The sequence below is a fragment of the Pelobacter seleniigenes DSM 18267 genome, assembly GCF_000711225.1.
GTDB lineage: Bacteria > Desulfobacterota > Desulfuromonadia > Desulfuromonadales > Geopsychrobacteraceae > Seleniibacterium > Seleniibacterium seleniigenes.
The window spans coordinates 1,732,897-1,753,492 of record NZ_JOMG01000002.1 but is presented as its reverse complement, the minus strand read 5'-3'; the positions used below and the strand labels follow the sequence as shown (position 1 = coordinate 1,753,492).

The window sequence follows — 20,596 nt, the reverse complement described above, 5'->3', positions numbered from 1 at the left end:
TATGCCTGACAACGCCTCCCGGCTGGAGACCGCCGTGTCGAGCAAATTCGGCCTGGTCCTTCTGGTTGCCCTCTGCCTGCTGATATTTACCCCTGGACAAGGCAGCCTGCCGACCACGGACCGCGATGAAGCGCGCTTTGCCCAAGCCAGTAAACAGATGCTGGAAACGGGGAATTATGTCGACATCCGCTTTCAGGAAGTCCCGCGCTATAAGAAACCGATTGGGATTTACTGGTTGCAGACCGCAGCGGTTCGCCTCAGCAACGCCCCTTTGAATCAGATCGGTCCGTACCGGCTGCCGTCCTTGCTCGGGGCGCTGCTGGCAGTCGTTTGCACCGCCCTGCTCGGAACGCGGCTGTTCGATCGCCGCACCGGCCTGTTGGCCGGTCTGCTGCTAGCGGGATGTCTGCTGCTGAATGTGGAAGCCCGGCTGGCCAAAACCGACGCCATGCTGCTGTTCTGTATTGTCATCATGCAAAGCGGCCTGGCCCGGCTCTATCTGGCTCGGCAGCGGGAAACGGCCAAGCATTGGCCGGGGTGGATCATGTTCTGGCTGGCCTGCGGACTGGGTATTCTTATCAAGGGACCGGTACCGCTGGTCATCGCAGCCGCAACCATCCTCACCTTGATGGCCAGCGACCGCAGCCTGGATTTGCTCAGGGTGCTCCGCCCGCTGCCGGGACTGTTGCTCCTGGCCGGGATTGTGCTGCCCTGGTTTGTTGCAATCCAGTCCGCGTCTCACGGAGCCTTTATCCAACAGGCCCTGTTCCAGGATTTTCTTCCCAAGTTGCTGTCCGGCCAGGAATCCCATGGTGCGCCGCCGGGCTATTACCTGCTGCTGTTCCCGGTGCTGTTCTGGCCGGGCTCGCTGCTGACCATCGCCGGCCTGCCCAGGCTGCGCTCGCTGCTGCGGGAGGAACGAGTCCGTTTCCTGCTGGCCTGGATCATTCCAGCCTGGATCATCTTTGAATTGGTGCCGACCAAACTCCCCCACTATGTCCTGCCGTTTTTTCCGGCCATAGCCTTGTTGACCGCCTGCGCCCTGCAACAAAGTCGGCCGGAACCTGGCCGGGAAGGACTGCTGAAAAAATTGCCCCGCTGGCTTGGCAGCGGGCTGTGGTTGCTGGCCACAGTCATTCTGGGCATCGGCCTGCCGGTACTGGCCGCCCGCTTCGGCCGGTTTCAGGCCCTTGATCTACTCCCCTTTGCCGGGCTGCTGCTGATGCTGGTGGCGGGCTGGCAATATCGTCATGACAGGGCCTGCGTTTCGCGCCTGGTGCCGACCTTTTTCCTTGTCGCACTGCTGACCTTCCCGCCGGCTTTTGCCGGCATCCTGCCACAACTGGAACTCGCCTGGCCCAGTCGCCATGTTGCCGAGGTGCTGAGCAAACAGTCGCCAGGGCAACTGATTTCCGTCGGCTACAGCGAACCAAGCCTGCCGTTTCTGGTCGGGACCGAGACGGTCATGACCACCCCCAGCCAGGCCGCGCTGCTGCTTCACCAGGAGCAATACCGTTACCTGCTGGTGGAAGCCAGGGAACAGCGCAAACATGCTGCGGCCGTCAAGGAGCTGCTCAGCGGAATGCGGCATCTCGACCGGTTCAGCGGTTTCAACTATTCCAAGGGCAAAAAAATCACCCTGGACCTCTATTTCAAACCTTGAGCAATGGCCTTACGCTGGTGCTGATTACTCGGCAGTGGCCCATTTTTTTTGTTGCTCCCGGCGAATCAGTACCAGGTTCCGGGTATAAATAATGAACCCGGTCGACTGGCCGACGATAAACACCGGGTCCTTTTTAATGATGGCATAGGTCAGCAACAGCACGCTGCCTGCCAGACTGAAGTACCAGAAGGCGGTTGGAATCATGCTCCGGCGGTGTTTTTCAGAGTAGAGCCACTGCACGAAAAAGCGCATGAAAAACATCGCTTGCCCGGAAAACCCGATGGCCAGAATAACAACATCAGATAGGGTCAAATTCATTATTTTTTATCCTTCAGAGTAATCGCCAACCGGCGGCACTGCCTTCGGCGCACGGCCAACAGGTCAGAAACAACAGCCATCCCCCATCAAAGGTGAGCCCGGCAAGCCACCGGCTGAATCTCCGACAGGGCGTTATCTCGACTGATAGTAACATCTCCGGCCGCTGACTGAGAACCCGAATAGCGCACCCCAAGAAGGAAGAGCATCTTGTGAATGGCGCTAGTTTAAGCAACTTTGCAGTAAACTCGGGACTGTCCCCAGGGTCATCGGGGGCTGTCCCAAGAGTTTGCGAGCCATGAAACTGTCGCGGTTAACACCGCAAAGACCTGGGACAGCCCCCGTGCGGGGACAGTCCCGGTTTTGCTGCCAGCGACTCTTAAACTAGCGCCATTCGTGCATCCTGTTCATTTCAGCATGCCAGTCTTGCCCCGGCGGGAAAAAGACCACCCCATCCAGAGGTCATCCACGCCAGTCAAATTTGTACAAGCTGACTCATATTCTCCTTACCGAACCCTAAACCCGAATTCATAAAACTCAGATAATAAACAGCCGTTGCAAAAACTTTGCATTGGCAAAGACGGGCTTGGGCAGGTGATTTTGTAATGGTCTGCCCGAGCAGGCAGGACACTTCAGTCGAAAACTGAATTCAGTGTGGATGACCGCAGGAAGGAAACCTTGCACATGGCCACAGAACCCCGGCAATCGACCCTGGACGCTCTTTCCCCGCTGACCGCTCCCGCCTTCCGGGCGGAACAGCGCTTCGACCATCGGTGGCAGAAGCTCGCCCTCGGCTTTGCGCTGTTGGTGTTGCTCAGTTTATTCCTGGAGTTTTTCGATTTGGATAAAACCCTGGCCGGCCATTTTTATTCCGCAGAATCCGGCTGGTTTCTGAAAAAAAGGCCGTTCTGGGACGCGCTGCACCACTACGGGACACTTCCGGGACTGCTGTTCAGCCTGGCCGGATTGGTCACCTGGCTGGCCAGTTTTTACCGTCCCGGCCTGCGGGCCTGGCGCAAACCCTGTATGGTGATCGTCCTGACCGCGGTGCTCGGCGCCGGGTTGCTGGTCAATGCGGTGCTGAAACAATATTGGGGGCGACCGCGCCCCAGTCAGACCATTGAATACGGGGGGCAATGGGAATATCGGCCGATTTTCCATCCGGGTCCGCCCGGCCAGGGGGCATCATTTCCCTGCGGACACGCGACCATGGGTTTTGTTTTTCTTGCCGCCGCCGGTTGTTACCGGCACAGTCGACGCCTGGCCGGCGCCGGCGTCATCTGCGGAATTGCCGCCGGCGTCCTGTTGTCGGCCGGACGGATTGTCCAGGGGGCTCATTTCCTTAGTGACGCGCTCTGGTCCTTCGGCCTGATCGGCATTATGGTTATGGCCCTGATCTATTACCTTCCGGAACCGGCTCCCGCCGGGGTCGCAACCGCAGCCAACCGGAATCGGCGCCACCTGATCACCGCCCTGGTTCTGCTCGCCATTGTGCTGATGAGTGCCGGTTTTTTGACCCGCAGACCGTTTTTCAAGAGCCGTCAATATCCCCTGCAGCTGGCTACTGTTGAAACCATTGCCATCAGGATGAAAGAGCGACCGGAGCAGGTGAAAGTTCAGTACAGCGATGCGCCTGAAGGGCTATTGCGGATCGATGCCCACGGTTTCGGCTGGATCAAGGCGAAATACCGGCATATCCTGCAACAGTCCCGAAGCGGTCACAGCCTGCAACTCGAGCTGCAGCTGGCCGAAAAAGGCTATTTTGCCGAACTCGACCATGACCTGATTCTGACCCTGCCGAGCGCCCGGAAAAATTTCACCAGGATTCTTGTCAACGGTCGCATCGTCAGCACCAGGAGTGCTCATGCCGAATCCAGCGCTGCCCTCCAATAAAAAAATGCTGCTCGCCGTGCTGACCGTTGATTCCCTCAGGGCGCTGGTCAGGCATCGCTCCTTTGTGCTGCTGATTTTCATCATCCTGCTGCTCGACAAAATCCTGCATAGCGTGGTCAATCCGGAGCGGCTGAAAGCGAGCCTGCAGTCTGCGCCGCTGGCATAATGACCAAACCAATGCCGGCCTGCTCCAATCCCTGACCGGCCTGAAGCTACGTCAATTCTGCTGGGATTGCTGCGCCCTGGGACTGATTATTCTGCTCAGCCTGGGCTGGGCGGGGTTCTGGTTCGGGATCTGCCGGTTCTGGTGGCAACAGAGCGGAACGGCCCTGGCGGGTTGGGCCTGGCTCCTGGCGCTGGCCGCAGCCTGGCCCTTGATCATGGCGGGGTTGTCTTATTCTTCCAAACTGGCGGTCCTTGGCAACGGTTCCTTCCGGCAAAAATTTGGCCTTTTCCTGGAACTGCTCCGCTCCCCGCGCGTCCTGCTCGGCTCCTGGCTGTTTTTTCTCGCCAGGATTATCCTGGAAACGCTCTTTGTTGCCGTTATTCCGCTGGGGGCCTTGCTGTATCTGGACCAGGCGGCGTTACGGATTCTGCTGAGCTGCGTCTCCATCACGCCGACCTATGCCTATCTGAAAATGGCATCTTTCAAATTTTTCCTCTTTATTTACAGTCCCTATCAATTGATTCAGCAGGAATTCGGCCAGCCCTGCTCCGGGCTGAGCAGCGCAGCCCCGACCGACCCGGGGCAATTGCTCGCCGCCAGGACGAACAGCGCAGCAGGGGCGGCCGGCACTCAGCAGCCGGAGTCATAGTTCGGCAAAGGATCTTTCAACCGCCAGCCCGAACTGCAGCTCACTCACTTCAATGGTCAACCTGCCGAGCAACCGGTACAGAGCGGTTCGCGCTTTGGCGATCAGCCCGCCGCCGTAAGCGTTGAACCAGGACGCCATGTGAGCCTGATGAAAACCCCAGGCCGTTGCCAACAAGTCATCCCGGGCCTCGACCTGGCCTTCGGCGTTGCGCAGCAGGGCCGCGAAAAACGCCAGCTCAAAACCGATCTGATCCGGCATCCGCTGACTCTGCCAATAGCTCTCGCTCTGCAACAGAGCCGGGTCGAAACCGCTCTGCCGATACAGCTTGCCGACGGCAACGGCTTGCTCACCCCAATAACGACCGCCACGCTGGAACGATTCGAAGGGGGCATGAAAGCGCTCCGCCGCCGGATTGAAAAACAACTCATGATACTCATCCACCAGCACCGGTAAAGGGTCGCCCCCGAGGTTCTCCGTGCCCGCAAACAGCTCGTTGAGGTCACTGACCAACTCGGCTGAGGGGGGCTTGAGGTAGAGCGCGGCCGCCAGCTCGCAAAGGGCGGCCGCGTTCGGGATGTTCAGGCCGGCCATCAGACTTTCTCCACCCGCACGGGCAGACCGTTGCGGGCATTGCCGCCCAGCACGAAATCCGCCAGGGTCGAGATGCCGGGCCGGGAAGGATCGCTCAGGCCGAGGGGGTTGATGGCCAGCCCGGCGGCCAGGTCCGGATCTGCGGCGATGGTTTTCCCACCGATCTGCATGGCCGTGCTGCCGTAGCGCCAGTGGCCGAAGCCATGCTCGATGGCAATCACCCCGGGCATGACCCCGTGGCGAACCGCCACCCGCCCCTCGGCCTGCCCGCCGGGGGTGGTCAGGCGGATCCGGTCGCCGTTGCGCAGGCCCAGGCGGCGGGCGTCATCAGCCTGCATGGCGACCTCGTTGACCGGGCGCAGTTTGCGCAATTTGCGGGCGGTGATGGTCCCGGAGTTCATGTACTGACTCTTGGTGGAAATCAACTGGAACGGCCACTGCCCCACCGGGTAGCTGTCGCTAAGCTTGCTGCCATCCAGGAACAGCGGGGGCAACCAGGTCGCGGAGCCGAACAGGCGCTGCCCGGTCATACTGTTACGCTGCCGTGCCAGGGGTTCGTTGTAGAGCTGGAGCGGCGCCTGGTAGCGACGTTTCAGCCACTCACCCTGGTAACTGTTCCCCTCATCTTCAAAACGCCCGCCGTGACTCATGACATAGCCGACCTTACGCTGTTCTTCCGGCTTGAGGACCGCCTTCAGCTGCGGTGCAAAGCGGTCCAGCCCGGTCAGCTGCAGATCCTCATCGCTGGCATCCGGAACCGGCTGACCGTCAAAGGCAATATTGGCAAACAGCCGCAGATACCAGTCCTGGGGGCGGTGGAGCGGCCACAGTTTGCCGTCGGCATCGGGAATCGCCTGTCCCCCGAAACCGGGCAGTTTCATCCGCTTGGCCACATCGATCAGAAAACTCTCCATGCAGATGGGGTCCCCGGCCGGAGTGGTCTGTTGCGGCGCCGCCACCGCCGGCCAGCTGATGGTGCTGACCTTGGTCAGGGTTCCGCTCCAGGGCGTCGTCGAAGCGAAATTTTCGTAGAGGGAGGTATCAGGAACAATATAATCGCACTCCGCCGCGGTCTCCGACAGGAAGGAATCGATACAGATCAACAGGGGAATCCGCTTGGGATCACGCAGTTTATCGAGCTGACCGGCCAGCCCGGACTGACCGTAGACCGGGTTGGTGTTCCAGAAGATCAGCGCCTTGAGGGGATAGGGATAGCCGTTGAGACCGCCGAGGAGGAATTCCGGCTGCAGCCCGGCGGAGAGCGGGAACCAGGGGCCATCCGCCGGGTAGGGCTTGCCGGCGGCCTGCTTGCGCTTGAACTCGCTGGTTTTCTCGTAGGGAAAATCGTGCCGGGAGAGGGTCACCCCTTGCGGTTTGACCTTGCCCGGAAACTTGACCATGTTGTAGCGCGGACCCGGTTTGACATCGGCAAAGCGACCGCCGCCAGCACTCATTCCCCCTTTCCAATTGAGATTGCCGACCAGGGCATTGAGCATGACGATAGCATAGGCGGTGTAGAACCCGTTGCTGTGCATGGTCCCGCCATGGGTATCGGCCACGGCCCGGCGCCCGTGGGAGGTAAATTCACCGGCCAAGCGGATGATGGTCTGTTCCGGCACGCCGCAGGCGGCGCTGTACTCGTCCAAGGTCAACTTGCAGGCTTCGTCGAACAGCACCTGCAGGGACGTTTTGACCCGCAGGTCCTGCCCATCGACATTGACCGTCCCGCTGAACAGCAGCTGCGCCGGACCGCTGGCCTGCTCCTGGGCCAGCGGCTGTCCGCTGCGGGCATCGATGACCACCATGCTCTCCGCACTGCCCAGCCCGAGGGCCGCAGCGCGCAGAAAGGTGCCGTCCAGGGGAGAGTCCGGATCGGTAACCACCAGGTGGGTGGCATTGGACCAGCTCGGTTCTCCGGCGGCGGTTGCGGCTTTTTCATTGGGCTGGGCCAGGAAGTCGGCATTGTAGCGCTGGGTTTCGAGAATCCAACGGATCATCCCCATGACCAGGGCCCCGTCGGTCCCCGGGGTGATGGGTAACCACTCGGAGCGCTCGCCGGCAGCCAGGCTGTCCGCGTTAGTCAGCACCGGATCGACCACCACATATTTCATCCGCCCGCTGGTGCGGGCATCGGCCAGCAGCATCGCCTGACGTTTAAACGGATTCCCGGCGTTCCCCGGTGCCGTGCCGATGGACAGATAGTACTCACAGTTGGCATAGTCGGGCTTAAGGTGGGGATAGTTCTTCCAGTCGCCGAGCAGGGCCGCGTAACCGCCGCGCATCGACAAGCCGCAGTTGCCACGATGGCCGGTGAAATTCTTCGACCCGAAACTCAGCACCCCGAAGCGCTTGGCAAAACTCAGCCGCCCGTTTTTGTAACCGTTGACCATGGCCAGCTGGTTGGAACGCGGCCCCAGTTCCGGCGCAGCGGGATCGATGGGGGTTTTGGTATCGCGGATGGCGCGCAAGCCATCGACCTGCCCCTCGCCGAACAGGTTGCCCCCTTCGACCACCTCTTCGATGAGCTGCTGATAACTGAGCGGTTGCCACTTGCCGCTGCCGCGCGGACCGACCCGCTTGAGGGGCGTCAGCACCCGTTTGGGGTCGGCAAGCATATCGAGAGCGGCGTTGCCTCGGCTGCAGGCAACGGAGCGCTGGGCCAGGCCGCTCTCCTCAAAGCGACTGAGGGCGCGAAAGCTGTCACTGATACTAGCCTGAAAGGGCAGCACCGGAGACGCGGAGAGGGGATGATAGGGGTTGCCGCTGACCCGCAGCACCCGGTTACTGGTGCGATCAACCCTGGCGCGAATCCCGCACAGACTGGTACAGCCGTTACAGAGCGCATTGGCGATAAACTGATCAGGATTGGCGACCACCTTGCCGGTGGCCGGATCAACGGAATATTCGGGGGGCAAGGCATTTCCGGCAATCCGGTCGAGGGGTTTTTCCCCGGCCCACCAGCCGTTGGCAACCGCCTTAAGGGTCGGTGCGCTACCGGCAGCAAAAACACTCAGGGCGCCAGCGGCACCCAGGCCTTTGACAAAATCACGACGTTTGATCTGCATGGTCTCCTACCCTTCCTGTTGTTGCCCGACCAGACGTTTCCAAGGACCGGTCCAGGTTGCAAGAATCATCAGCAATATCCACAGAGCCAACGGTGCCAGGGCCTGCAACAGTCCCCCCTGCCCCCACCACTCCGGCGCAAAGGGGAGCAGCGCGGTGCCGGTGCGCGGCAGCTGCTGGCCGGTAATAATGACATTCCAGCGCACCAGGTAGGCTCCGGCCAGACTCAGCAGCGCGGCCAGGGCAAACAGCAGGCGCGAAGAGCGGGCCCAGTAGAGCAGCACCAGTGGCAGCAGAATTGTGCCGCCCAGGCCGAGGACAATGAAATTTCCGAACCCGGCGGCCAGAATATAGTCAAAGGCAAAGCGGCCGAAACTGTCGCCGAAGACAAAGGCGATCAGGAACCAGAGCACCTGCGCAAACAGCTGCAAGGTCAGGAAAAAGCCCAGCCAGCCGCGCAGCAGGGTCAACCGTTCCTGGTTCAAACGCTTGACCAGCATGGCGAACAGACCGCTCAGCCCGGTTGCCGCTGCCAGCGCAGAGCAGATGAACACCACCGGGACAATGGAGGAATGCCAGAGCCCGCGGCCTTTGACCGCAGCCAGGTCCATGCTGCTGTAAAGAAAAATCAGCGTTGCGGCCAGCAGGGTGAGCAGCGCCAGCACCTTGACCCTGCCCCCGGACGCGCGACGATCCAGGTTGTCCGAGCAGGCCGTGGTCAGTTTTTCCCGCAGCACAACCAGCGCAAAGCAGGCGCTCACCAGCATAAAGCCAAGCAGGATAAACACCCCCCAGGAGAGGGGCGAAGTCAGGTGAGTCCGATAAAGCATGGACAGAAAGCGCAGGGGCTGGTGAAGTTCGAGAATCAGGTTGAGGGGCGCGGTCACGGCCAGCCCCAGACCGAGAAACAGGCCGACCCCGGCATAGGGTTCCAGGGCCTGGCGGGCAACCAGCCGCTGCGCCGCGGCCAGGCCGATACAGGCCGCAGCAACCTGGACCATGAAAAAAAACTGGATACTGGTCATCCCCCAGACCACCTGTTGGGACGTTCCCATCAGTTCGATAGCCGTCATGATCAACCCTCCTTGGCGCTGCTGTGGTCAGAGCTGAATGGCGCGGCCGTGCCCTTGACCCGGTTCTGTAATTGACTGTTGAGGGCCAGGTAAAACACCTGTGGCCCGGTGCCCATGGTCGACTTCAGGACCTGGACCGGGTTCTCACGGACCAGCCTGGCCACCGCGCTGTGCGGATCGTTCAGGTTGCCGAAAACCCGCGCCTTACCGACACAGGATTCGACACAGGCGGGCAACAAGCCACTCTGCAAGCGCTGGATGCAGAAGGTACACTTGTCCGCGGTGCGGGTCTGCTCATTCATGAAACGCCCGTCGTAGGGACAGTTCTGCACACAGTAACCACAGCCGACACAGACCTGACTGTCGACCACCACCAGGCCATCGCGCCGTTTGAAGGTGGCGCCGGTCGGACAGGCACTGACGCAGGCCGGCTGTTCGCAATGGTTGCAGAGGCGCGGCAGGGGGGAGCGACGCGGGCGGTTAGCCACGGTCAGTTCATAGTCGGAGACAATGGTCCGCCACTGACTGGCAGGGAGGCGATTTTCCATACTGCAGGCCATGGTGCAGGCCTGACAGCCAACGCAGCGGCGCAGGTCGATGACCATGGCATAGTGAACCGGCCCGGGATCAGTCCGCTCTGCTCCGGCCCAGGCCTTTCCCGGAACGAACAGTTCGAGAAATCCTCTTCGTGTCTGCTTCATAAATCACCCTTCCTTGTCTGTGCATCAGCAATTCCCGGCCGCTCCCTTACCCGGTGGCAGAACAGCGGGAGCCCGGTCGGTCCGAACGATCTTATAGTCATGAGCATATCAAGAGCCGTGCCAGTTGTCCTGAAGGTCGACAAACAAACCCTAAATTATTAGAATATTGACCTTTTTATTATTTCTTGACAGGAGAGGACGGCGCGGATACTGTCAACAGTGGTGCAAGTTGCAACCTTTTTACAGCATTGCAATTCTGCACCTTCGGTGCAATTTGCACCGTAAAGGATAATTGAAAAGAACACAGGAGACCGGATTATGCGCTTACGGATCAGCCAGAAAGTCCTCCTGGCCATGCTCGGGGTGACCATCGTTTCGCTGGGAATCTTCTCCTTTCTCATGATCACCTCAAGCGGACAGATTCTTCAGCAGAACATCACCCGGCGTATTCAGGGGCTGGCAGAGGTTTCGGTACAGAACCTGGTCGAACTGGTGGAGAAGTCGGAAGCCAGTCTGCACAGCATTGCCGCAACCAATGATCTCAACAGCTTCCTGAGTACGGCCGCGGCCGGTAACCCCGCTGCTACTAAAGCTGCGCTGCAGCGTCTGGAAACCACCTTCCTCGATTTTCAGCGGCTCGATCCGACCCTCCAGGCGATTCGCCTGGTCAACACCACCGGGCAGGAGATCACCAAGGTCCGCGAAGGCAAAGTCATGCCCCACAAAGGTGCTCCCCTGGCCGGGTTTGACTTCAATGCCGTCGGCTCCATTGAAGACCGTTCCTTTTTTCAACACACCATGGAACTGAGCCGGGGGCAGACCTGGATTTCCAATCTGGAACGCGGCTGGATCGAAGGCGAGGAGTACTGGTGCCCGGCTATGGTGCGCTTTTCAACCCCGCTGTTTTACCCGGACGGCCGGCGGGCCGGCGCGCTGATCATCAATGTCTGGGGCGCCGCCGTCGGCACCAAGATCAACAGCCTGATCACCCCGGACCAGGGGCAGGCTTTTCTCATCGAACGCAACCGCAGGGACCCAGCCCGCAACGGCATTTTCCTCTTTTCCCAGGACCCGACCTGCGAATTCGGCAACCAGACCGGCACCAACATCAATGTCTTCCAGCGCTACCCGCCGGCAGTCACCCAACGCTGGATGAGCAGTGACGAAGGGGTGACCGAGACCCCTGATTCGCGGGATCTGCTCGCCCACGCCTTCTACACCCCTTATCAGGACAACGACCGCGGCTGGGTGGTCGTGGTCGAGGCCCACAAGGATTACTTCATGACCCCCCTCAGTGCGATCAAGAAGCGGATTCTTTTTTCGACCCTGCTGGTGCTGGTCTTTGCCGTGCTGGTCGCCGGCTTCTTTTCCCGTTCCATTACCCGCCCGATCCAGACCGTGATTGACGGCACCCATGCCATTTCCCATGACCTGGACAGCCGGATTCCCTTGGCCGCCCACGATGAAATCGGCGTGCTGGCCGGAGAGATCAACCTGATGGCCGCCAACCTGCAGGAGAATCTGGAGGAGAAGAAACGCATCGAAGAGCAGATTCACCATTCGGAGAAACTCGCCTCCATCGGCGAGATGGCCTCGGGGCTGGCCCATGAGCTCAACACCCCCCTCGGCAACATCAAGGCCCTCTCCTCCCTGGCCCGCCAGGACCTGGCCCGGGGCAGCGCCGACCCGGAAGCGTTAAGCAGCGACCTGAGCGACATCATCGACCAGATCGATAAATCCAGTCGGATCATCTCCGGCCTGCTCAGCTTCGCCCGCCGCCAGGCCAGTGAAATGAGCCTCTGCAACATCAACCAGTTGCTCGAACATTCCCTTGAGCTGACCCGGATCAAAAGTGAAAACCAGGGCACCGCAGTCCGTTTCAACCCACACCCGCAGCTCCCCCTGATCAAGGTCGATCCCAATCAGCTGCAGCAGGTGTTCATCAACATCCTGCTCAATGCCCTCGATGCCGTCGGCCCCGCCGGACAAATCGAGGTGGCGTCTGAATTTCACCAGGGGCGGATTCAGATCAGCTTCTCCGATAACGGCCACGGCATCTCCGCAGAACACCAGAAACGGATTTTCGACCCCTTCTTCACCACCAAGGAGGTTGGCAAGGGGACCGGGCTCGGCCTTTCGGTCAGCTACGGCATTGTCAAGAACCACGGCGGGACCATTGTTGTGGACTCCACGGAAGGGCACGGCACCACCTTTACCATCAGCCTGGCAACGGGAGAACCCTCATGAGCAAGCCCAGAATCATTGTTGTCGACGACGACCCCATGACCCGCCGGATCCTGGTGCGGATGCTGACAGAAGATTATGACGTGCGGGATTTCGCCAACGGCGAAGAGGCTCTCCGGGAATTTCTGGCCAACAGCGCCGCAGTCGTCCTCACTGACCTGAAAATGCCGCAAATGGACGGCATGGAGCTGCTGGCCCGGATCAAACAGGCGCGCCCGGAGACCATCGTCTTTGTGATCACCGGGTTTTCCAGCATTGATTCGGCGGTGTCCGCCATCAAGCAGGGCGCCTACGACTATATCTCCAAACCCTTTGATCCGGCCGATGTCGGCCTGCGCCTGGAACGGGCGCTGCGGGAAAACCAGCTGCAGCAGCGCGTCGAGGTCCTCAGCCGGGAACGAGAGCTGGAAACAGCAAAGCAGAATTTTGTGACCGGCAACAGCCGCATGCTGGAGGTGCTGGAGCTGGCCAAACGGGTCGCCCGCACCGACAGCACGGTGCTGATTCAGGGGGAAACAGGGGTCGGCAAGGAACTGGTGGCGCGACTGATCCATCAATGGAGTCCGCGCAGCGAGCACGCCTTTATTCCCATCAACTGCAGCGCCCTGGCCGAGGGGGTCATGGAGAGCGAACTGTTCGGTCATGAAAAGGGGGCCTTCACCGGCGCCGCCAACAAACGCCTCGGCTTTTTCGAGATGGCCGACCAGGGCACCATCCTGCTGGATGAAATCGGCACCACCGACGGCAACTTCCAGGTCAAGCTGCTGCGCGTGCTGCAGGATCGCAAGCTCTACCGGGTTGGCAGCGCCGCGGCCATCGATATCGATGTGCGGGTGATCGCCTCGACCAACCAGGACCTCAAACGGGACGCCGAACAAGGCCTGTTCCGCAGCGACCTCTACTACCGGCTCAGCGTCATGACCCTGCAGATACCGCCGCTGCGCGAACGCCGGGACGATATTCCGCAGCTGGTCGATTATTTCATTGCCAAGTACCGCCATATCAACCCGCCGGTCAGCGGCATCAGCGCCGAAGGCCTCGCCGCCCTCGAAAGCTACCCGTTCCCCGGCAATGTCCGCGAACTGGAAAACATCATTGAACGCGCCATGATCCTGGAACGCGGCACCCTGCTCTCCGCCGCCAGCCTGTTTATCGACTGCCGCCCTGCCCTGCAACGCCAACCCCAGCCCATGGCCACCGACCTGCCGATTCGCGAGGCGGAAAAACAGCATATTCTCAACGTGCTGGAAAAATGTGCCGGCAAACGGGTTCAGGCCGCTGAAATGCTCGGTATCAACAAAACCACCCTCTGGCGCAAAATGAAAAAATACGGTCTGGACGACCTGTGATAAAAAACTCCCGCCTCCTTGTCACTACCGATCGGTAACAGTTTCAGCCAACCCGGTTACCGATCGGTAACAACCTCTTCCTTAACCAACTGCCAACTCCCTGTAATTACAGTCTTCTTCAGTGGCACACCGGTTGCAACCGGGAACAGATATTCCCGGTCCACCAGGGCAGAGCTGCCACCTGTCCCGGAGCCACCTTGCGCGCGGCAATTGCACCGCCGGCCAGGAAGTGCCGCCGTTCCCATGCCCATTTCTACTTTGACACAGGAGGTCTGCAGTGAAACAACAGCTTTTGACACTCTTACTCCTCGCCCTGCTGGTGGCTTTTGCCGCCTGCAGCCGGCCACCGGTGGAACCGCCCGCCGCAACCGGACATCCCGCCCTCAGCGCACAGGACATGTTGATCCCCTGCTCTAGCTGTCATCAGGAGGTCACCCCCGGGGTCTATTCCGAGTGGTACGCCAGCACCCACGGCCTTGACAACGTCAAGTGCTATCAGTGCCATGGCACCTACGAAAACCTCAGTGTCACTCCGGATATGGCCCGTTCCTGCGGTGCCTGCCACGCCAACAAGCTGGGTGATCACACCGGCAACCGCCTGTGCTGGGACTGTCATACCCCGCACAGCTTCACATATGCCGAATAGCGCAAGGAGGAGAAGATGAGCCTGTCCCGTCGTGATTTTATCAAAAGATCCGCCGCTTTGACCGCGGCATCCTATATCGGCATGACCCTGCCCGGCGCCGCCACCGCCCGGGCTGCCGAGGAACTGACCTGGCACCGCGGTTCCTGCCGGCTGTGTGGCGTCGGCTGCCGCGTCCAGCTCGGGGTGAACGCCAAGGGCGTGGCCGTCGCGCTGCGCGGTGAACCCAAGTCGCGCACCAACTTCGGTTACCTCTGTATGAAGGGGATGATGTTCTACCGGATCATGTCCCACCCCGACCGCCTCACCAAGCCCCTCTATCGGGAGAGCAAACAGCAGCCGTTCCGCGAGATCAGCTGGGACGAAGCCCTCGATATCGCGGCCCACAAGTTCGCTGCGGCCAAACGCGAGCACGGCCCCGACAGCACCGCCTATTACGGCTCCGGCCAATGCCTGACCGAGGAAACCTACCTGTTTCAGAAAATCATGCGCACCGCCCTGCAAACCAACAATGTCGAGGGGAACCCGCGCCTGTGCATGGCCAGCGCGGTCGGCGGCTACCTGAGCTCCTTCGGCGCTGACGAACCCATCGGCAGCTATGCCAATATCGAAAAATCCTCCTGTATCTTCCTGATCGGCTCGAACATGGCGGAAGCCCACCCGGTGTTGTTCCGCCGGGTCATGCGCCACAAGCTCGACAACCGGGACCAGGTCAAGATCATCAATGCAGATCCGCGCTTTTCGGCGACCAGCCGGATCGCGGACCTGCACCTGCAGTTCAAACCCGGCACCGACCTGGCCCTGCTCAATGCCATGGCCTACACCATTATCGATGAAAAGCTTTTTGACCAGCAGTTCCTGGCCGACTACGCCACCTTCCGCCAGGGCAAAGCTGAAGAGGTCGACATGACCGCCTACTGGCAGTCCCTGCAGGATTACAGCCCGGAAAAAACCGCGGCCATCTGCGGCGGCAACATCGACGCGGAAAAGATCCGCGCTGCGGCCCGCCTGTTCGCCACCAGCAAGGGTTCGGTCAGTTTCTGGTGCATGGGGATCAACCAGCGCAAGCGCGGGGTTTGGGCCAACAACCTGATCCACAACCTGCACATCCTGACCGGCCAGCTCTGCCGCGAAGGCGCCGACAGTTTTTCCCTGACCGGCCAGCCCAACGCCTGTGGCGGCGTCCGCGAAGGGGGCGGGCTCTGCCACATCCTGCCCGGCCACCGGCCGGTGGACAACGAAAAGCTGCGCAACCAGGTGGAGGACGCCTGGGGGATTCCGCGCGGGCGCATCGCCCCTAAACCCGGCGCTCATACCATGAAAATGTTCCAGCAGGTCAACGCCGGCGCGATCAAGGCGCTCTGGATCAACTGCACCAGTCCGGCCCAGTCCCTTCCCAATGTCGACCTCTATCGGCAGGGGATGGCGCGCGAGGATGTCTTCATCGTCACCAGTGATATCTTTCCGACCCGCACCACGGAACTCTCTAACCTGGTTCTGCCGACCGCCTTCCATTTCGAAAAGAGCGGCGTCTACGGCTGTTCGGAGCGCCGCAGCCAGCTGACCCTGAAAGCGGTCGAGCCGCCCGGAGATGCGCGCCCGGAAACCTGGATCGCCACCGAATGGTGTGCCCGCATGGCCGATCAACTGCAAGACCCGGTCGCGCTACAGGCGGTCAAACCGTTCCTCGGCAAGGAGATGGCCGTGGCCCAGCCGCAGGCGATCTGGGACGAATACACCCAGCAGTTGACCAAGCACCGCGACAACGACCTGCGCGGCGCCAGTTACCAGGTCCTTGGGCAGATGGCCGACGGCGTGCAGTGGCCAGCCCCCACCGAGGACTACGCCCTGACCGGCGGCACCGGTATCAAGTTCGTCAAGGGGATCGACCCCCTGGCCAGCAGTGAATCCAAGGATGACAAGCCGTTTCAGTTCTACGGCCCGGCCCACCCGGACCGCAAACTCTGGGTCTGGCTCCGCCCTCAGGCCGGGGCCGACGAGGAACCGGACAGCAGCTGGCCGCTGTTCCTCTCCACCGGGCGGGTCATCGATCACTGGCACACCACCAGCATGACCGGCCGTATTCCCGAGCTGATGCGCGCCAACCCCTATTCCTTTGTCGAGATCAACCCCCGCGATGCCCGCCAGTACGGCATCAGCCCCAACGACATGGTTGAAATCGAGACCCGGCGCGGCAAGGTGACCATGCCGGCCAAGGTGGTCGAAGGGCCCATTGTCGGCACGGTCTTCGCCTACTGGCACGATATGCACGAGGACCGGATGATCAACAAGGTGGTCAAGGACAGCTTTGATCCCGGTTCCAAGGAACCGGAATTCAAGATCTGCGCCTGCCGGATCAGGCGGGTCTCCAGTCCGCAGGCCCTCAAACCCTTCGTGGTCAGCTGATTGCGGACACATTCTCAGTCAACCCTTCCGGAGACCGCTGACCGGTCTCCGGAGTATCCCCAGAAAAGGAGCTGCCATGCCCATCGCCAGCTTTATCATGACCCTGGACCGACGCGACCCCGAACAGCTGATCCGCAACTGCCAGCGCGACCCCGAAGTGGAGGTCCACGGCCTGAATGATGCCGGCCTGGCGGTTGTGGTCATTGACGCAGCCAGCAGCAGACGCATGGAGGAGCTGGCTGCCCGCTTGCAACAGCTCGACGGCGTTCTGTCCCTGGCCCCGGTCTATCTCAATGCTGAAGATGAAATCGCCCGCATCGAAAGCGGCGAGTTTCGCCCCGAGTTCTCCTTCGGTCGCAAAAGTGAAAAACCGGCGACATTTTCTTAAACTGCTGGCCGGGGTTGGCCTGCTCCACCTGCCGGCCCCGGCCGCGGCCCGGACCCTGGCCGGATCGCCGTTGCGCGACAACCTGCTGCGGCCACCCGGAGCGGTCCTGGAAGAACGCTATCCGGGCACCTGTATCCGCTGTGGTCGCTGCGCCGAGGTCTGCCCCTATCACTGCATCAGCCAACTCGATATCCGCGCCGGCCTCCATGCCGGCACTCCGGTCATCGCGGTGGAAAAGAGTCCCTGCTATCTGTGCATGAAGTGTGTTCAGGTCTGTCCAACCGGGGCCTTAAACCGCATCAGCCAGGCCGAAACCCGCATGGGGCTGGCGGTCATCGACCACCATAGCTGCGTTTCCTGGCAGCAGGACAGTCTGCTCATGTGCAAAACCTGTTACAATGTCTGCCCGTTCCGGGACCAGGCCATCCGCCTGGAGGAATTCCGGCCGGTCGTGGATGAACGGTTCTGTACCGGCTGCGGCATCTGCACCCACGCCTGCCTGGTCCAGCGGGAGCAGGGGGGTAAAGCCATCAACATCAAACCGATCTATTCAGCCATTAGGTTACCGGAGGTCAGCCCGTGACCCGGCCGTCCTGGAACCGCCTGCGCTATGCCAGCCTGACCGCCTCCTGCAGCCTGCTGCTGGTCATTCCCCTGCTCAACGCCTCCCTGAACTGGAATTTTCTGCAGGGCTGGTACCAGTCCATCGGCATCGGCGATCTCTGGATCGTCTCCCCCCTGGAAGGACTGGAAAGTCTGCTCATCAGCCGGCGCGCCTACGGGCCGCTGCTGGTCGGCATGCTGCTGCCGTTGCTGGTGGCCGTGCTGCTGGGGCGGGTCTTCTGCAGTTGGATCTGCCCGCTCAGCTTTCTGTCCGAAAGCCTCGACCGGCTCCGGCAACTGCTCGGCCTGCAACCCAGCCGGGATCGCTGGCGGTTGTTCCGCCAACTACTCTGGCTAAGCCTGGGGCTGGAGCTGCTGTTGAGCCTGGTCCTGGGCGCGCCGCTGTTCGTGTTTCTCTCCCCGCCTGGACTGGTCGGCCGCGAACTGATGACCTTGATCTTTTTTCACAGCCTGCAGCTGGAAGGGATCATCATTGTCGTGGTCCTGCTGCTGCACCTGCTCAGCCGCCGCTTTTTCTGCCGTTACCTCTGCCCCCTGGGCGGCCTTCTGGCCCTGTGCGGAACCCGGCGACGGCTCAGGGTCAGCCTGCAAAACACCGCCTGCAGCAGTTGTGGCCGCTGCGATCGCAGCTGTCCGCTGGGGCTGCGACCGAGTCAGGGGGAGAGCCGCACGGTTTACTGCTGGAACTGCGGTGCCTGCATCGATCAGTGCCGGAACCAGGAGCTGGCGTTCAAGTTTGTCCGCTCCCCTTGAAAGAAACGCAATTTTTTGCTGCAAAAAGTCTCAATTCCGTTATCATACCTCGCCATGGACAAAGAACCCTCACCCAGCAACTTCCCGGATGTCACCGGCGTCATGCTGGCCGGCGGCCAAAGCCGGCGCATGGGGCGTGACAAGGCGGCGCTCAACGTTGCCGGGCAGACCATGGCCGACCGGGTCCTGGCATTTTTACAAAGCCTGTTCCCACGCACCTTGATCGCCGGCGACCGTCCCGACCTGATTCGCCCCGGGATCGAGTGTTTCCCCGACCGCTACCCGGGCAGTTCCCTCGGCGGTCTGTATAACGGTCTCAGCAACGCGGACAGCGAGTGGATTTTCGCCCTGCCCTGCGACATGCCCTTTCCCAACCCGACCCTGGCAACCGTTCTGCTCGCTCACCGCGCCGCTGTCGCTGCGGTTGTACCACGCAGCGCCGCCGGGTTCGAGCCGCTGTTCGCCCTTTATCACAAAGACTGCCTGGTGCACCTGGAAGCCATGCTGCAGCAGGGCAACTTCCGCATTTACGACTTTTACCAGCGCATTCCCGTTCACTACCTGGATCCCGCTCAATACATCGACGACTGGCAGCGCTCTTTGAGCAATATCAATACCCAGGCGGACCTGGAGCGCATCACCCGGAACGCGGATTTTTAATTAACCAAAAGGAATCGCCGTAATTAAGCTGCGACGGTTAATGAATTTGATGATGGAGCAGAATTTTGATCAGTTATGATGAAGCTGTCGATTTGGTCACCAGCCATTTAACCAGTCTGCCGCCGGTCAATGTTCCGTTGGCGGAAGCCGGGGGGAAAATCCTCGCCGAGAATATCCCGGCCGAATTCGATCTGCCGCCGGCCGACTGTTCCGCCATGGATGGCTATGCCTTTGCCAGAAGCGGACTGGAAAGCAGCCAAGACCTGCGCGAAGTCGGCTTTGTCCCGGCCGGAAGCTGTTTTTCAGGACCCGTGGCGACGGGAGAGGCGGTCCGGATCATGACCGGCGCGCCGCTACCGCCCGGCTGCGATACGGTCGTGCCCATGGAAGAGGTGGTGGTCAAAGACGGGCTGATTCAGGTTCCGACCCCGCCACCACGCGGCAGCAACGTCCGCTACCGGGGGGAAGAGATCAAAACCGGAGCCACGGTGCTGGCCGCGGGCAGTCAGCTGTATTCGGGCTCCATCGGCCTGCTGGCCGCTGCCGGCCGGGATCATGTCAGCGTCTACCCGGCCCCGCGGGTGGCCATTTTGTCCACCGGAGATGAACTGGTTGAACTCGGCGAAAAACCCGATTCCGGAAAAATCGTCAACTCCAACGCCCACATGTTGGCGGCGCGGCTGCGCGAAGAAGGGTTCCTGCCGGAACTGCTCGGGATCGCCCGCGACAACCGGCAGGATCTGGAGTCGCGCCTGCGCAGGGGGCTGGCCTGTGACCTGCTGATCACCAGTGGCGGAATTTCCGTGGGCGATCACGATTACGTCCAGGAGATCCTCACCCAACTCGGCTTTGAAAAAATCTTCTGGAAGGTTGCCATCAAACCCGGCAAACCGATTCTGTTCGGTCGCATCGGCACGCTTCCGGTGTTCGGCCTGCCCGGCAATCCGGCAGCGTCGGCGGCCACTTACGAACTTCTGGTCCGGCCGGCGTTGCGCATCCTGGCGGGCTATCAGGATCCATTGGCACCGCGGCTCCGAGTCCGCCTGCTGGAAGCGGTCAAGGGGGGCGGCCAGCGCCAGCAATTCATCTGGGGCCAACTGGTCATCGATAACGGCGAGCTGTGCCTGCTGCCGTCGCAGATCCGCTCTTCGGGACAGAACCGCAGCCTGCATGGAGCCCAGGCTCTGCTTCCGGTCGCTATCGGCAGTCCGGACCTGGCCGCGGGCAGCCACGCCGAAGTTATCCTGCTGCGCCTGCCACCCGGCCCATTGCTGCAATCGGCACCCTGTTAAATTCAACACCCGGGCAGACAGAATTCCGACCCGGGGCTGCTGGGGATAAGCTTAGCAGGTTGTTGAAAAAGTCCATCCTTGGCCTTTTTCAAGCCCGTCCGTCCATGGGCTCACCAGGCTGTT

The 20,596-nt window shown here is 61.0% G+C and carries 18 protein-coding genes; 13 read left to right on the top strand and 5 right to left on the bottom strand.

Annotated features, from left to right (window positions below):
- Position 1 precedes the first annotated feature (1 nt).
- A complete protein-coding gene (locus tag N909_RS0110810) occupies positions 2-1,663 on the top strand; it encodes an ArnT family glycosyltransferase (RefSeq protein WP_036683088.1) in 1,662 nt (553 codons plus the stop codon).
- Between the two features lie 24 nt (positions 1,664-1,687).
- Here N909_RS0110810 and N909_RS0110805 read toward each other — a convergent pair whose 3' ends face one another.
- Positions 1,688-1,981, bottom strand: a complete 294-nt coding sequence (locus tag N909_RS0110805) for a lipid-A-disaccharide synthase N-terminal domain-containing protein (protein ID WP_029914903.1) — start codon at positions 1,979-1,981, stop codon at positions 1,688-1,690.
- A 681-nt stretch (positions 1,982-2,662) separates the two neighbouring features.
- Here N909_RS0110805 and N909_RS0110800 point away from each other — a divergent pair.
- The 3 genes from N909_RS0110800 to N909_RS0110785 all read left to right on the top strand — a co-directional run bounded on the left by N909_RS0110800 (position 2,663) and on the right by N909_RS0110785 (position 4,686).
- The gene (locus tag N909_RS0110800; RefSeq protein ID WP_029914900.1) at positions 2,663-3,871 is read left to right on the top strand and encodes a phosphatase PAP2 family protein; all 1,209 of its coding nucleotides are present in this window, start codon (positions 2,663-2,665) and stop codon (positions 3,869-3,871) included.
- Positions 3,843-4,037, top strand: a complete 195-nt coding sequence (locus N909_RS0110795) for a hypothetical protein (RefSeq protein ID WP_029914898.1) — start codon at positions 3,843-3,845, stop codon at positions 4,035-4,037. The genes N909_RS0110800 and N909_RS0110795 overlap by 29 nt, the downstream gene beginning before the upstream one ends.
- 214 nt (positions 4,038-4,251) lie before the next feature.
- The gene (locus tag N909_RS0110785; RefSeq protein WP_029914895.1) at positions 4,252-4,686 is read left to right on the top strand and encodes a hypothetical protein; all 435 of its coding nucleotides are present in this window, start codon (positions 4,252-4,254) and stop codon (positions 4,684-4,686) included.
- On the opposite strand, the gene N909_RS0110780 is transcribed toward N909_RS0110785, so the two are convergent.
- The 4 genes from N909_RS0110780 to N909_RS0110765 are packed head-to-tail and all read right to left on the bottom strand — an operon-like array spanning position 4,681 to position 10,114.
- Positions 4,681-5,277, bottom strand: coding sequence for a molecular chaperone TorD family protein (locus N909_RS0110780; protein ID WP_029914893.1), 597 nt, complete (start codon positions 5,275-5,277; stop codon positions 4,681-4,683). The two genes, N909_RS0110785 and N909_RS0110780, sit on opposite strands and share 6 nt — an antisense overlap.
- Positions 5,277-8,342, bottom strand: a complete 3,066-nt coding sequence (locus N909_RS0110775) for a molybdopterin dinucleotide binding domain-containing protein (RefSeq protein WP_029914891.1) — start codon at positions 8,340-8,342, stop codon at positions 5,277-5,279. The genes N909_RS0110780 and N909_RS0110775 overlap by 1 nt, the downstream gene beginning before the upstream one ends.
- A gap of 6 nt (positions 8,343-8,348) precedes the next feature.
- Complete coding sequence (gene nrfD / locus N909_RS0110770; protein ID WP_029914889.1) at positions 8,349-9,413, bottom strand: NrfD/PsrC family molybdoenzyme membrane anchor subunit; 1,065 nt, start codon at positions 9,411-9,413, stop codon at positions 8,349-8,351.
- 2 nt (positions 9,414-9,415) lie between these two features.
- Positions 9,416-10,114: a 4Fe-4S dicluster domain-containing protein gene (locus N909_RS0110765; protein ID WP_051689689.1), complete on the bottom strand. Its 699-nt coding sequence runs from the start codon at positions 10,112-10,114 to the stop codon at positions 9,416-9,418.
- A 318-nt stretch (positions 10,115-10,432) separates the two neighbouring features.
- Here N909_RS0110765 and N909_RS0110760 point away from each other — a divergent pair, with 318 nt between their 5' ends.
- From N909_RS0110760 to N909_RS0110720, 9 genes are all read left to right on the top strand, one after another.
- On the top strand, positions 10,433-12,361 hold the full coding sequence (locus tag N909_RS0110760) for a sensor histidine kinase (RefSeq protein ID WP_051689688.1): 1,929 nt from the start codon (positions 10,433-10,435) through the stop codon (positions 12,359-12,361).
- Positions 12,358-13,707 (top strand): sigma-54-dependent transcriptional regulator, encoded by a 1,350-nt coding sequence (locus tag N909_RS0110755; protein WP_029914884.1) that lies wholly within the window; start codon positions 12,358-12,360, stop codon positions 13,705-13,707. The genes N909_RS0110760 and N909_RS0110755 overlap by 4 nt, the downstream gene beginning before the upstream one ends.
- Before the next feature lie 277 nt (positions 13,708-13,984).
- Positions 13,985-14,353 (top strand): hypothetical protein, encoded by a 369-nt coding sequence (locus N909_RS0110750; protein WP_029914882.1) that lies wholly within the window; start codon positions 13,985-13,987, stop codon positions 14,351-14,353.
- A 15-nt stretch (positions 14,354-14,368) separates the two neighbouring features.
- The gene (locus N909_RS0110745) at positions 14,369-16,756 is read left to right on the top strand and encodes a molybdopterin-dependent oxidoreductase (protein ID WP_029914880.1); all 2,388 of its coding nucleotides are present in this window, start codon (positions 14,369-14,371) and stop codon (positions 16,754-16,756) included.
- A 76-nt stretch (positions 16,757-16,832) separates the two neighbouring features.
- On the top strand, positions 16,833-17,144 hold the full coding sequence (locus N909_RS0110740; protein WP_029914877.1) for a chaperone NapD: 312 nt from the start codon (positions 16,833-16,835) through the stop codon (positions 17,142-17,144).
- Entirely contained in the window at positions 17,119-17,727 is a 609-nt protein-coding gene (locus N909_RS0110735; RefSeq protein WP_051689687.1) for a 4Fe-4S dicluster domain-containing protein, read from the top strand. Before N909_RS0110740 ends, N909_RS0110735 begins: the two co-directional genes overlap by 26 nt.
- On the top strand, positions 17,724-18,521 hold the full coding sequence (locus N909_RS0110730; protein WP_029914873.1) for a 4Fe-4S binding protein: 798 nt from the start codon (positions 17,724-17,726) through the stop codon (positions 18,519-18,521). The genes N909_RS0110735 and N909_RS0110730 overlap by 4 nt, the downstream gene beginning before the upstream one ends.
- Before the next feature lie 15 nt (positions 18,522-18,536).
- On the top strand, positions 18,537-19,181 hold the full coding sequence (gene mobA / locus N909_RS0110725) for a molybdenum cofactor guanylyltransferase (RefSeq protein ID WP_051689686.1): 645 nt from the start codon (positions 18,537-18,539) through the stop codon (positions 19,179-19,181).
- Between the two features lie 65 nt (positions 19,182-19,246).
- The gene (locus N909_RS0110720) at positions 19,247-20,473 is read left to right on the top strand and encodes a molybdopterin molybdotransferase MoeA (protein WP_051689685.1); all 1,227 of its coding nucleotides are present in this window, start codon (positions 19,247-19,249) and stop codon (positions 20,471-20,473) included.
- Positions 20,474-20,596 lie beyond the last annotated feature (123 nt).

Bases quoted from the DNA above. Each gene is read 5' to 3' on its own strand.
- N909_RS0110740 (WP_029914877.1), top strand. From the start codon at position 16,833: ATGCCCATCGCCAGCTTTATCATGACCCTGGACCGACGCGACCCCGAA.
- N909_RS0110755 (WP_029914884.1), top strand. From the start codon at position 12,358: ATGAGCAAGCCCAGAATCATTGTTGTCGACGACGACCCCATGACCCGC.
- N909_RS0110745 (WP_029914880.1), top strand. From the start codon at position 14,369: ATGAGCCTGTCCCGTCGTGATTTTATCAAAAGATCCGCCGCTTTGACC.
- nrfD (WP_029914889.1), bottom strand. From the start codon at position 9,413: ATGACGGCTATCGAACTGATGGGAACGTCCCAACAGGTGGTCTGGGGG.
- N909_RS0110785 (WP_029914895.1), top strand. From the start codon at position 4,252: ATGGCGGGGTTGTCTTATTCTTCCAAACTGGCGGTCCTTGGCAACGGT.
- N909_RS0110765 (WP_051689689.1), bottom strand. From the start codon at position 10,114: ATGAAGCAGACACGAAGAGGATTTCTCGAACTGTTCGTTCCGGGAAAG.
- N909_RS0110805 (WP_029914903.1), bottom strand. From the start codon at position 1,981: ATGAATTTGACCCTATCTGATGTTGTTATTCTGGCCATCGGGTTTTCC.
- N909_RS0110780 (WP_029914893.1), bottom strand. From the start codon at position 5,277: ATGGCCGGCCTGAACATCCCGAACGCGGCCGCCCTTTGCGAGCTGGCG.
- N909_RS0110800 (WP_029914900.1), top strand. From the start codon at position 2,663: ATGGCCACAGAACCCCGGCAATCGACCCTGGACGCTCTTTCCCCGCTG.
- N909_RS0110760 (WP_051689688.1), top strand. From the start codon at position 10,433: ATGCGCTTACGGATCAGCCAGAAAGTCCTCCTGGCCATGCTCGGGGTG.
- N909_RS0110795 (WP_029914898.1), top strand. From the start codon at position 3,843: ATGCCGAATCCAGCGCTGCCCTCCAATAAAAAAATGCTGCTCGCCGTG.
- N909_RS0110775 (WP_029914891.1), bottom strand. From the start codon at position 8,342: ATGCAGATCAAACGTCGTGATTTTGTCAAAGGCCTGGGTGCCGCTGGC.
- N909_RS0110810 (WP_036683088.1), top strand. From the start codon at position 2: ATGCCTGACAACGCCTCCCGGCTGGAGACCGCCGTGTCGAGCAAATTC.